The organism is Longimicrobiaceae bacterium, from assembly GCA_035696245.1.
Taxonomy (GTDB): Bacteria; Gemmatimonadota; Gemmatimonadetes; order Longimicrobiales; family Longimicrobiaceae; genus DASRQW01.
Window position 1 is genome coordinate 1 of sequence record DASRQW010000420.1, and the last position, 11,895, is coordinate 11,895.

At 71.2% G+C, this 11,895-nt stretch carries 8 protein-coding genes; all 8 read right to left on the reverse strand.

Annotated elements, in window-relative coordinates; translation table 11 throughout:
- Positions 1 to 224: 224 nt before the first annotated feature.
- Positions 225 to 1,724 carry a pitrilysin family protein gene (locus VFE05_18765; GenBank protein ID HET6232124.1) on the reverse strand — a complete coding sequence of 500 codons (1,500 nt, stop codon included), beginning with the start codon at positions 1,722 to 1,724 and terminating at the stop codon, positions 225 to 227.
- Positions 1,721 to 3,073, reverse strand: a complete 1,353-nt coding sequence (locus VFE05_18770; protein HET6232125.1) for a pitrilysin family protein — start codon at positions 3,071 to 3,073, stop codon at positions 1,721 to 1,723. The genes VFE05_18765 and VFE05_18770 overlap by 4 nt, the downstream gene beginning before the upstream one ends.
- Positions 3,074 to 3,407: 334 nt before the next feature.
- A complete protein-coding gene (locus VFE05_18775) occupies positions 3,408 to 3,671 on the reverse strand; it encodes a hypothetical protein (protein ID HET6232126.1) in 264 nt (87 codons plus the stop codon).
- Between the two features lie 514 nt (positions 3,672 to 4,185).
- Complete coding sequence (locus VFE05_18780; GenBank protein HET6232127.1) at positions 4,186 to 5,103, reverse strand: potassium channel family protein; 918 nt, start codon at positions 5,101 to 5,103, stop codon at positions 4,186 to 4,188.
- 292 nt (positions 5,104 to 5,395) lie between these two features.
- Positions 5,396 to 7,864: a M1 family aminopeptidase gene (locus VFE05_18785; protein ID HET6232128.1), complete on the reverse strand. Its 2,469-nt coding sequence runs from the start codon at positions 7,862 to 7,864 to the stop codon at positions 5,396 to 5,398.
- Between the two features lie 326 nt (positions 7,865 to 8,190).
- The gene (locus tag VFE05_18790; GenBank protein ID HET6232129.1) at positions 8,191 to 9,846 is read right to left on the reverse strand and encodes an FAD-dependent oxidoreductase; all 1,656 of its coding nucleotides are present in this window, start codon (positions 9,844 to 9,846) and stop codon (positions 8,191 to 8,193) included.
- A gap of 190 nt (positions 9,847 to 10,036) precedes the next feature.
- Entirely contained in the window at positions 10,037 to 10,312 is a 276-nt protein-coding gene (locus tag VFE05_18795; GenBank protein HET6232130.1) for a hypothetical protein, read from the reverse strand.
- The coding region (locus VFE05_18800) for an FAD-dependent oxidoreductase (GenBank protein ID HET6232131.1) at positions 10,309 to 11,895 on the reverse strand (1,587 nt) is incomplete at its 5' end. The genes VFE05_18800 and VFE05_18795, both read right to left, overlap by 4 nt.

The window sequence follows — 11,895 nt, forward strand, 5'->3', positions numbered from 1 at the left end:
CGCCCCGTCAAGGCGCAAAAACGCCGCGGCCGCCCTCCACCGGGAGAGCGGCCGCGTCTCTATCTCACGCCTGCACCTACACTTGCCGGAGATGCGCAACCGCCGCGCATCTCCCGGCGCATCCTTTCGACGAGACCTCGCCCGGTGATCGATCTCTACCGGAGAGACGACTCGACGGAGGTCTTCCGCCGCGCGTCGACCGACGCGCGGCGGGAAGGACGACGCTACTTCACGAACTCGCCGATGCTGCGGATCTCGACCGGCGCCAGGTTGAGGGCTCGGATGCCGGGCTCGATCACGCTGCGGTCGCCCACGACCACCACGACGGAGTTCGCGGGGCGGACGTACTGGTTGGCGACGCGCTGGACGTCCGCCGGCGTGACGGCGTTGACGCGCGCGACGTAGTCGTTGAAGAACGACGGGTCGATGCCGTACTGCACCAGGCCGGCGAGCTGGCTGCCCACCTGCCCCGTGGTCTCGAACGACTGCGGGAAGCCGAGCGCCACGTAGCTCTTGGCCTGCGCCAGCTCGGCCTCGGGCACCGCCTCGGTGCGGATGCGGTTCAGCTCGCGGAAGAATTCGGTGAGCGAGCTGTCGGTCTGCGCGGTCTTCACCGCCGCGCGCGCCACGAACGGCCCCGCCCCGCGCCGCATGCTGAACGCGGAGCTGGCGCCGTAGGTGTAGCCGTGCTTCTCGCGCAGGTTCTGGTTGAGGCGGCTGGTGAACGCCCCGCCCAGCATGCTGTTGAGCACCAGCAGGGGGAAGAAGTCCGGGCTGGTGCGCGCCACGCCGGGGTGCCCGATGCGGATCTCGCTCTGCGCGGCGCCCGGCTTGTCGATCAGGAAGATGCGCGTGGCGGGCGTGTTCGCCGCCGCCGGGGCCGCGGCCGCGGGGATCGGGGCGGCCCCGCCGGAGCGCCAGCCGCCGAACGCGCGCTCCACGTCGGCGTGGATGGCGTTGGGGTCCACGTCGCCCACCAGGACGAGCGTGGCCTGGTCCGGCCGGTAGTAGCTGCGGTGGAAAGCGACGAGCTGCGCGCGGCTCATGCCCCGCGTGCCGGCAACAGTCGCGAAGCGGCCGTACGGGTTCGCCTGCCCGAACACGAGCGCCTGGAAAGCGTTGCCCGCGATCACGGTGGGCTCGTCCTTCCCGCGCTGCAGGTTGACCAGGCGCTCGTCGCGCACCCGCTGCACCTCGCGCTGCGGGAAGTCCGGCCGCGTGACCACGTCGGCCATGATGCCCAGCGCGGCCGGGAAGTTCTTGCGGAGCACGTACAAGTTCACCTGCGACGCGTCCCACCCCGCGCTGGCCGACAGGCTGGCGCCCAGCAGGTCCAGCGCGTCCGCGATCTGGAGCGAGGTGCGCCCGGCGGCGCCCTCGTCCAGCATGCTCGCCGTGAAGGCGGCGAGGCCGGGCGCGGAGGCGGGGTCGTCGGAGATGCCGCCGCGGTCCACCAGCGTGGCGCTCACCACAGGCAGCTCGGGCATGGACACGTACATCACCTTCATCCCGTTGCCCAGCGTGCGCGTGACGATGGGCGGGATGCGAAGCGCCGGGGCCGCGCCCAGCGACGGCGGCGTGCTGGGGAAGCTCGGGATCGGCGCCGCGGCTACCTGCGCGGGGGCGGGAGCGGGCGTGACCGGCGCAGGCGCGGGGGCCGGGGCGGGTGCGGCGCAGCCGGCGGCGAGGGCGCCGGCGGCCACGAGGGCAAGGGAGCGTCTCATCGGGCGGCCTCCTTCTCGCCCGCGGCCAGCTCGGGGTGGCCCTGCGGAACGTAGCTGAGCACGATGTGGTTCTTTCCGGTGAGGTACTCGCGGGCCACCCGCTGGATGTCGGCGGGGGTGAGCGCGGTGTAGCGCGCCAGGTCGCGCGCCGCGAAGCCGGGGTCGCCCGCGTAGTACTGGTAGTCGTTGAGCTGGTCGGCCTTGCCCAGCACCGTCTCCAGGTTGCCCACGAACGAGGTCTGGATGCCGTTGACCACGCGCTGGAGCTCGTCGGCCGAGGGCGGGGTGGCGGCTATCTTGGCGATCTCCTCCATCACCTCGGCCTCCATGCGGTCCAGGTGGGTCGTCTGCTTGCCGCGCACCTGGATCCAGAAGTCGCCGCTCTGCATGCTGGCGTCGTTGAACGCGTTGGTGTTCTGCGCCACCTGCTCGTCGTACACCAGGCGCTTGTACAGCCGGCTGCTCTTGCCGCCGGTGAGGATCTGGCCCAGCGCGTTGAGCGCCGCCTCGTCGCGCGAGAAGCGCGGGCCGGTGCGCCAGATCAGGCTCAGCTCGGGCAGCGTGACCTGGTCTTCCTTCACGATGTGGCGCGTGGCGGCGATTGCCGGCGCGTTCGCAGCGGGCCGCGGCACGTCTGCCCCGCGCGGGATCCCGCCGAAGTAGCGCTCCACCATCCGCCGCACGTCGGCCGTGTTGACGTCGCCGACCACGCTGAGGACGGCGTTGTTGGGCGCGTAGTAGGTGCGGAAGAAGGTCTTCACGTCGTCGAGCGACGCGGCCGTCAGGTCCTCCATCGACCCGATGGTGGTCCACGAGTACGGGTGGCCGGCCGGGTACAGCGCGGGCGCTGCGGTCTCGAACGTGGTGCCGTACGGCTGGTTCTCCACGCGCTGGCGGCGCTCGTTCTTCACCACGTCGCGCTGGGCGTCCAGCTTCTGCTGGTTCAGCGCGTCCAGCAGCCCGCCCATGCGGTCGGCCTCCAGCCACAGCGCCAGCTCCACGCCGTTGCTGGGTAGGGTCTCGTAGTACGCCGTGCGGTCGTTGTTCGTGGTCCCGTTGTTGTTGCCGCCCGCGCTCTCCAGCAGGTTGTCGAACTGGCCCTCGGGCACGTTCCGGCTGCCCTCGAACATCACGTGCTCGAACAGGTGCGCGAAGCCGGTGCGGCCGGTGCGCTCGTAGCCCGAGCCCACGTGGTACCAGGTGTTGACCGCCACGATGGGTGTGGAGTGGTCTTCGCTCACGATCACGGTCAGCCCGTTGGGCAGCGTGAACGTGGTGTGCGGGATGCTGACTTCCTGCGCCGCCACTGGGGCCGCGAGGAGCGCCAGCAGGGGGACGAGGCGTTTCATCGAGCGGGCCTTTCGGTTGGGGGTGATGTCCGGTCACACGATACAGCGCCGCAAAACACGTCGCCAGTGCGGCGAGGGGCTATGCGGATGCGCGGACGTACCCGCCGCGTTGCCCGGAGTTGCGGCGGATGCCGTCGATGGGAAGGACGGAAGGACGGAGATGACAGGCGGCGCGTCGACAGACGGTGCGAGACACCGAGCCGGTCCCTCGCGGTCGCGGGGACGTCGCCGTGCGGTCCGGACATCCCGGAAGCAGCCCGCGATGGCGGGCTTCGTGCCGTTGTAGCCGCGGCTTCAGCCGCCAGGCGCGCCGCCGTCTCCGTCGCCGATGAATCTACAGGCGTGCCGGGGTGGCGATGCCCGAGCCGTTCTCGACCTCGAAGAAGAGGTTGCGCGACACGTGGCCCACGTAAGTCTCCAGGAAGGCGCGCACGTCGGCCAGCGCCTCCGCCTCCCAGATGCAGATGGCATGCGTGCCGTCGGGCGTGGGGAAGCAGTGGTGGAGCGTCGCGTTGGCGGGCATGGACTTCAGCGCGTGGTCCACGCCGGACCAGAACGCCTGCGGCTGCGTGACGTAGTGCTCGACCAGCACGAACATGCGGGTGCGCCTCGGGATGTGTGGGGCCTGCGCCTGTCGCGATCCGCATCAAGGTAGGCGATTGTTTGAGGCCGCGCGAGCACGCACCTTCTGCACGTTTGCAGCCATCCGCACCGCTCCCTCGGGCGCGCTCGACGGCGCCGGAAGATGCGCATCTCCGACGAAGGTCGCGCCTGTAGACGCACATCTATCGAATCACGCTGGCCGATGTCCAGAAGATGCACATCTACCGAATCGCCCATGTGGCTGCCCGGTCGATGCACATCTACCGAACCGCGCCCATCAATGCTCGGTAGATGCATGTCCGCCGATAGCACGATGGCTCACCGAGATACACATCTACCGAAACGGACGCGTTGGACGGATGTTGCGCATCTACCGAACGGCAGGTCGGACGGGATCGGAAGATGCGCATCCGCCGGAAACTTCGTGGTTGCGTCGGACGCGGATCGCGACGTTACGGGAAGATCGCAGGCGGGGTGGAAGCCTCTGCCGGACGTCGCGGGCAGCGCGGTCAGTAGCGCTTGTAGCGGCGGATGCGGGTGTAGGCGCGCTCCAGCGGGTCCTCGCCGGGGGCGGGCGGCGCCGGGTCGAAGCGGCGGGGAACGAAGTGCTTCTCGATCTCCTCGATGTACGCGCGCAGCGCCTCCATCAGCGCCACGTACGACGGATGGCTCGCGAGCCCCGGCAGGCGCCCGCCACGCTCCACGGCGCGGCGGAACTCCAGCAGCGTGCCGATCTGCGCCGTGAGCGCCCGCGCCGGCTCGCCCGAGCGGAAATACTGGAGGACCGGGTACTGGCTGTCGGCCTGGAGCACGCCCAGCAGGCACGACGCCACGCCCTCGCTCCAGCGCGCGAACGGCTCCACGCCCACGGCCTCCACGCGGCGGATCGTGGCGTCCACCCCGCCGGTGAAGTACGTGGAGATGGTGGAGCCCAGGCGGTACACCACGGCCAGCTCGCCGTACACGCCGAACAGGTAGCTGATTCCGATGGTGACCATCGCGAAGCCGGTGAGGCCCTCGACGGCGGTGATCATCCGCAGCGCCCGCGTGCCCGGCACCATGTCGCCCGTGCCGACGGTGGAGACGACGGATGCGCTGAAGTAGAACGCCTCCACCCAGTGCGTGCGCAGCGAGCCCGGCTGCACCAGGAACTGCGGCATGTGCGGCAGGTAGACGAGCGCGAAAGCGATCACCAGCCCCAGCGTCCACACGCCCAGCCCGGCGGCGATGATCAGCGGCCCGGCCAAGCCCAAGACGATGCTGCGAGTCATGCCCGGCTGCTTCGGAGCCGCCGCCGTAAACAGCGTCCAGATGCCGCGCCCCAACCGCCGCGTGAGCGGCCCGCCGCGCGCCTGGAGGTGCAGCACGGTGAGGAACACGTCCAGCGCCACCAGCACCAGCAGGACGATGCCCGCCGCCGTGCTCAACACCGCCGGTCCCCACCTCGGAAGGATCCGATCCTCATCCCCGCCGCTTCCCTTCCCCTTCGGCGCGGGACGATGCGCGCCTCGTTGGCGTCCGCGGGCTATCCAGGCGGACGGGCGATGCCGGCTCCGCATCTCCCGCATGTCCGTCGACCCGCCGAACGGTTTGGAGATGCGCAGCCGGGCGCGCGCCGCAGTTGTCGTGCCTCACAAAGGTTGGACATGCGGGAAAGCGAGAAAGCCCGGCCGTCGCGTGGACGGCCGGGCTTTTTCGATGCGGTTGAGAGCGCGAGGCTTACCGCGCGCCGCGGCTCTCCATGGCGCGGAGTGCGTCTTCCGCCGCCTGGCGTGTCTCCGGGTAGCGGATGGACGGGAGCGCGGCGCGCAGCGGTGCGGCGGCGGTCGCGGCGTCCAACTGCCGGAGCGAGCGAACGGCCCAGGTGCGGACGTACGCGCGCGGGTCGTTCAGGTGCGAGACGAGCACGCTCAGCGCGCGCGTGCTGCCCCTGCGCGCGAACGCCGCCAGCGAGTTCGCCGCGTTCGTGCCCGCGCCGAGCTGCGCCTCCACTGCCGGGATCAGCGACTCGTCGCCGGACGCGGAGGCGGCGGTGAGCGCGGCGTTGCGCACGGCGTCGCGGTACGAGTCCGCGGCCAGCGCGCGCCGGATCAGCTCCGCGCGGCCCGCGGTGTCGGCGCGGGTGGCGCCGCGGACGGCGGCGGCGCGCACATCGTAGCTCGCGTCGCCGTCGAACACGCCGCGCGCGAGGCCGGCCGCACGCGCCCCGCCCACCGTGCCCAGCGCCTCCACCGCCGCGCTGCGCACGCGCGACGAGGTGTCGCGTAGCGCGGCCTGGAGCGGCGGCAGCGCGGATGCCTCAGGGAAGCCGCCGAGCGCGCGTGCGGCCTGCGCACGCGTGAGCGGGTAGTCCGCGTGCGCGGCGGCGTCCGCCAGCGCGGCGAGGGCGGCCGCATCGTCCTTCTTCGCCGCGAGCTGGTCGATGGCCCACTGGCGGTTCCACAGCGCGGGGTCGCGGCGGAGCTGCGCGGCGAGCCAGGCGGTCGGCTGCGGGAACGCGAGCTTCTTCAGGATGTGGTTGTCGACGTCGAACACCACCATCCGCGGCTCGGCCACGCCGTCCATCACCAGCGTCTGCTCGCGCGCGTCGAGCTGGAAGGTGCGCGTGACGTCGCCCGCGTCGGTGCCCACCATCACCGTGACCGGCATGCGGAACACGGCGGGCGTGGTGAAGCGCAGCCCGTCCTCATCCGCCTTGCTGCTGTCCACCTGCGTCTGCCGCACGCGCAACGTCAGGCGATGCGCCGCGGCGTCGTAGCTCTGCGCCACGTCGAACTCGGGGAAGCCGGCCTGGTACAGCCACTGGTCGAAGAACCAGTCCATGTCCTCGCCGGTGGCGTCGCGCACCGCCTGACGGAAGTCGTCCGTCGTGGCCGTGCCGTACGCGTGCGTGGTCAGGTAGCGGTTCACCGACGCCCAGAAGCGCTGCGGGCCCAGATAGTCCTTGAGCATCTTCAGGACGAGCGCGCCCTTGGGGTACACGTTGTTGGACCCCTCGGCGGCCACCGGCATCCGCCGCCGCGCGTCCGTGCCCATGAGCTGGCGGTACTCGTCCGCGTAGTAGTCGTCTTCCACGCGGCGGCCCAGCTTCTCGTTCCAGTACTGGCCAGGCATGAACTCGGCGAAGCCCTCGTTGAGCCACAGATTGGCCCAATCGTCGGTCGTCACGTAGTCGCCGAACCACTGGTGCGCCAACTCGTGGGGGATGAGGATGTGCTGGAACCACGGGCGGTCCTGGTACGCGCGCTCGTCGGGCAGCCAGTCCACCAGCGTGGTGGCGCTCACGTTCTCCATCCCGCCGAAGAAGTCCGCCACCGTCGTCTGCGCGTACTTGTCCCACGGGTACGCCACGCCGGTGAGGCGCGAGTAGACCTCCATCATGTCCGGCGTCACGCCGAAGAGGCGGCGGGCGAGCGGCGCATCCTCGGCGTACACGTAGTAGTCCACCGGCTTGCCGCGCCACGTGTCGTGCACCTTCGCGAGGGGCGCGACGACCAGGGAGACGAGATACGTGGCGCTGGGCTGCGTCTGGCTCCAGCGCGTGGTGTGCGTGCCGTCCGGGTTCGTCACGTCGGCCAGCAGGCGGCCGTTGCTGACGGCGGTGTAGCCGCGCGGGACGGTGGCATGCACCTCCCACGTCGCCTTGTCGTTGGGGAAGTCGTAGGTAGGGAACCAGTTGTGGTTCTCCGTCGCCTCGCCCTGGCTCCAGATCTGCCGCGGCCGGTGCGGACGGCCTTCGGATTCGAGGAACGTCAGCCCTCGCCCGCTGCGCACTTTCCCGTCGTACGCGACGGTGAAGCGCACCGTGTCGCCGAACGCCGCAGGCCGCGCGGGGAAGACGACCAGCGAGTCGCCGTGCGTCCGGAACCGCAGCGCCGCCCCCGCGCCCGACGTGACCTGGCGGATGCGCAGCAGGTGCCCCGCATCGAGCACCACCGAGTCCATCCCCGGCCTGCGCGCCACGAGCGTCGTCGCCACGCGCCCCTTGAACGACGTGGAGTCCCAATCGAACCCGCTCACCTCGATCCTCTGGTGCACCAGGTCGTAGTCGTGCGAGCGGTCGTAGTACCCGCCCGACACCCGCTCCCGGTTCGTCTGCGCCGCTGCGGACGAGACGGCGAACGACACGGATGCGAACAGAAGGACGGTAGATGCGAGAATGGCGGACGGACGATGGAGAGGCTTCAAGGCATGGCTCCGGTAGATGGATGAGGCGGGCCCCCTCCCCGGCTCGCTTAGGCTCGCCGACCCTCCCCCAAAACTGCCTGGGGGAGGGTTGGTTGGGCTGGGGGGCGCACCTCGGATGTGATCGCGGCGGACAGCTGTACAGCGTCTGCGTCTGCGTGTCGAACCGCGGGGATGACGCGGCAGCAGGCCACGCAGGTGGCCTTTGTGCCTTTGTAGCCCGTGGCTTTAGCCGCCAGGGCGCCGCCGCGACCCACCTGTCGTTGGCGCAGGCGAGAGACAGCTTCTCGCGCCGATGCGCTGGCTTCAGCTTCTCCGCGGCGCCATCATCACGCCGGCGCGCCGATGTGGGCGTGGACGAAGGTGACGGCCATGGAGCCCTCGCCCACGGCCGAGGCCACGCGCTTCACCGAGCCGCTGCGGGCGTCGCCGGCCGCGAAGATGCCGGGCAGGCTCGTCTCCAGGAACGTGGGCGCGCGGCCCACGTCGCGCCACACGGCCGAGCGGCGGATCTCCTCCGGCAGCGCCTGGCCGGTGACCACGAAGCCGGTGCGGTCCAGGTGCACGCAGCCGTCCAGCCAGTGCGTGTTGGGCCGCGCGCCGATGAAGAGGAAGAGCGCCCGCGCCCCGATCCGTATCTCCTCCCCCGTGGCGTTGCAGCGCACGGTGACGCCTTGCAGCACGCCGTTCCCGTCCACCGCGATCACCTCGGCGAACGTGTGCACCTCCACGTTCTCCGCCCGTTCGATGCGGTCCACCAGGTAGCGCGACATGCTCTTGCCCAGGTCGCCGCCGCGGATCAGCACGTGCACGCGCCTGGAGAAGCGCGAAAGATACATCGCCGCCTGCCCGGCCGAGTTGCCGCCGCCCACGATCACGATCTCGTCGCCGCCGCACAGGCGCGCCTCCATTTCGGTGGCCGCGTAGTACACGCCCGCGCCCTCAAGCCCGCGAATGCCGGGCACGTCCAGCCCACGGTACTCCGCCCCGCTCGCCACCAGCACGCACCGCGCGGACACGTGCGAGCCGTCGTCCAGGTCCACGATGCGCAGGCCGCCCTCCAGCCGCAGCCGCACCGCGCTCTGCGGCACGGAGATGCGCGCGCCGAACTTCTGCGCCTGGAGGAGCGCCTTGGCCGCCAGGTCCGCGCCGGAGATGCCGGTGGGGAAGCCCAGGTAGTTCTCGATGCGCGAGCTGGTGCCCGCCTGCCCGCCCGCGGCCGTGGCGTCCACGCACAGGGTGCGCAGCCCCTCGGAGCTGCCGTACACCGCCGCCGCCAGCCCCGCCGGCCCCGCGCCCACGACCACCAGGTCGAACACGTCGCCGTCGGTGACCCGCGCGTCCATGCCCATGTAGCGCGCGAGCTGCGAGACGGTGGGGTTGCTCACCCACTTCCCGTCGCGCCCGATCACGATGGGCGTCTTGTCCGGCCCCACGCCGAAGGTACGCAGCAGCTCCTCGGCCTGCGGGTCGGCCTCCAGGTCCAGCCACGTGTACGGGATGCCGTTGCGCGTGCAGAACTCGCGCAGGTGGTGCGCCTCCGGGGCGAAGCTGCTGCCCAGAATGCGGATGCCGCGGTAGCCCTGCCCCAGCAGCAGCGTGCGCCGCATGAGGAAGGCGCGCAGCAGCACCTCGCTGATCTCCGGCAGCTCGCCCACCACGTGGTGGATGGTGTCGGACGACAGCTCCAGCACCTCGCCGTCCTCCAGCACGCATGCGGTGACCAGGCTGGCGCGGCCGGTGAGCACGTCCACGTCTCCCGTGAACTCGCCGGGCTCGTGCACCACCACGCGCCGCGGCTCGTCGCCGGACGAGTCGAGGATCTCCACCCTGCCGGAGAGCACCACGTAGAAGCCGAAGCCCCGGTCGCCCTCCTTCCACAGCACCTGTCCGCGGGCCACCGGGTGTACGCAGCCCACCGGCAGCAGCTGCGCGATCTGCCGCTCGCTCAGCTTCGGAAAGGCGATCTCCTGGTCGGAAGCCATTATTTGCCCGTGGAATGCGAATCGGAGCCGGCGTATCGGCGATGCGGACGGCCCGGAAGGTCGAGAGGGGATGCTTGCGAAGCCTAGCGCAAACAGACGGTTCCGCAACCATCCACCGCGTTCGGTAGATGTGCGTCCGTCGATGACAGTCTCCGCAATCGTGGGATCGATCGATGATCGCCCTACCTCATCACCCGTCCGCTCGAACGAGCCGGTGGAGGATCGGTTCCGGGATGAGCATCACGACAATGATCACGCCCGTTGCCACCGCCGCGGCGATGAGGCCGATGCGGGTGATGGCGAGCGCCGCATCCAGCACGATGATCGCCGCCCGTCCGCCGTTCCCGGCTCCGCTGGATCGAGCGAGCACTGCGGCGATGGCGGGGGGAAAGCCGAGGCAGATGCACAGCCCGGCCAGGCTGAAGACGAGCCGGAGGATGCTGCCCAGCCGCGTATCTTCGATCATCCGTCCATCTCCCCCACCGCAACCGCCGAGCGCGAGCCGCCGAGGCGCGCAAGCACCTTCTCCGCCGCGGCGATGCCCAGGTGCTGCGCCTCCTCGAACAGCGAGAGGCCGCTCAGATCGGAGTGCGCGTAGAAGACCGGGCCGGGCGATGCGACCAGCGCCGCGCGGGCGGGAGACGAGAGGAAGCCCGGCGTCGGCCGGATCATCGCGTGGCCCATGCGCATGACGTCGATGCGCGAGACGCACCGGCGAATATCCGGGTGCGCGCGCTGGAGGTCCGCCAGGATCAGGTCCGCCCACTCGCGCCACGGCCGGCGGAGCAGCGTGGCGCGCGCTTGGCGCGGCGGCTCACCGGTCAGCGCCCAGTAGTACGTCCACACCGCACGCTCGCGGTGAGTGGAGATGGACTGGTGGCCCGCATCCACGTAGCCCAGCGCGGGCGACCCGGCGATCACGTTGTCCCACGCGAGCGGGAAGTCGTTCTCGCGCGGCAGGCGATCGAGCGTGAGGTTGGCGGTGAGCCACGGCGAGTAGGTGAAGTCCACTGCGGGCGCACCCTCCACAACGTACGGCGCCAGGAACGACGGGGCCGCCCAGACCGCCGCATCCGCCAGGTACTCGGTTTCGCCCGCGAGGACGCGCACGCCGCTGCCTGCGCGCTCCACGCGGTGCACGGGCGCCCCCGTGCGGACCCGGTCCCCCGCGCGCGCGAGCAGGTGCCGGGCGATGTGGCCGTTGCCCTCCGGCCAGGTGAGCGGGCCCGGATCCGCATCTCGCGCGGCGAAGTAGTGGATGCCCGCCCAGGCGGACGTGTCGCCCAGCGGCGCGCCGTAATCGTCGCGGCAGGCGTACTCCGCGTACCACCGCAGCGCCTGCGACCGGAACCCCTCGCGCCGCAGCCAATCGCCGAACGAGAGCGAATCCAGCGCGGACGACTTTCGTCCCAGTGCGGAGGGAATCGTGAACTCGCCACTGGCGCGGAGCCGGTCGATCACGTGCTGGAAGCGCTTCGCCTCTTCCCCGCCGTCCGGCGAGAAGGTGAAGACCGACTCCAGCCCTTCGCGCCAGGCGCCGTCCACGAACACGCGCTCCTGCGGGGAGAAGCACAGCATCCGCTCGTCCCACGAGCCGTCGGGGCGCAGTATCCCCATCTCGGCGAACAGCTCGCGGACGTGCACGGCGTGCGGGCCGGGCACGGGTACGTAGTGCGCGGCCCACGGGTAGCGGCTCACCTCGTTCTCGCCCCACCGCGCGTTGCCGCCCGCGTGGTCCTCCAGCTCCAGCAGCACGAAGTCGCGCATCCCCGCCCGCTCCAGCCACCACGCCGCCGACAGCCCCGCCATCCCCCCGCCCACGATCACCACCGGCACGCGCACCGTCCGCCGGACCGGCGGCACCGCGGCCCGGTCGCGAAGCCGGTGCCCGCGCGCGCCCCCGTCGTCCACGAAGCCGCCCGCGAGCGGCGCATCCGTCTTCGGCGCGCACCCTACGATTGCGGCGGAGAGCGCCCCCGCGCCCGCTTTCGCGATGAACTCGCGGCGGTTCACGAGGCGGTTTCGCGGGCGGGGGGGGGGGGGGGGGGG

Excerpts from the sequence above, each read along its gene's own strand:
- VFE05_18770 (HET6232125.1), bottom strand. The coding sequence starts at position 3,073 with ATGAAACGCCTCGTCCCCCTGCTGGCGCTCCTCGCGGCCCCAGTGGCG.
- VFE05_18790 (HET6232129.1), bottom strand. The coding sequence starts at position 9,846 with ATGGCTTCCGACCAGGAGATCGCCTTTCCGAAGCTGAGCGAGCGGCAG.
- VFE05_18795 (HET6232130.1), bottom strand. The coding sequence starts at position 10,312 with ATGATCGAAGATACGCGGCTGGGCAGCATCCTCCGGCTCGTCTTCAGC.
- VFE05_18775 (HET6232126.1), bottom strand. The coding sequence starts at position 3,671 with ATGTTCGTGCTGGTCGAGCACTACGTCACGCAGCCGCAGGCGTTCTGG.
- VFE05_18765 (HET6232124.1), bottom strand. The coding sequence starts at position 1,724 with ATGAGACGCTCCCTTGCCCTCGTGGCCGCCGGCGCCCTCGCCGCCGGC.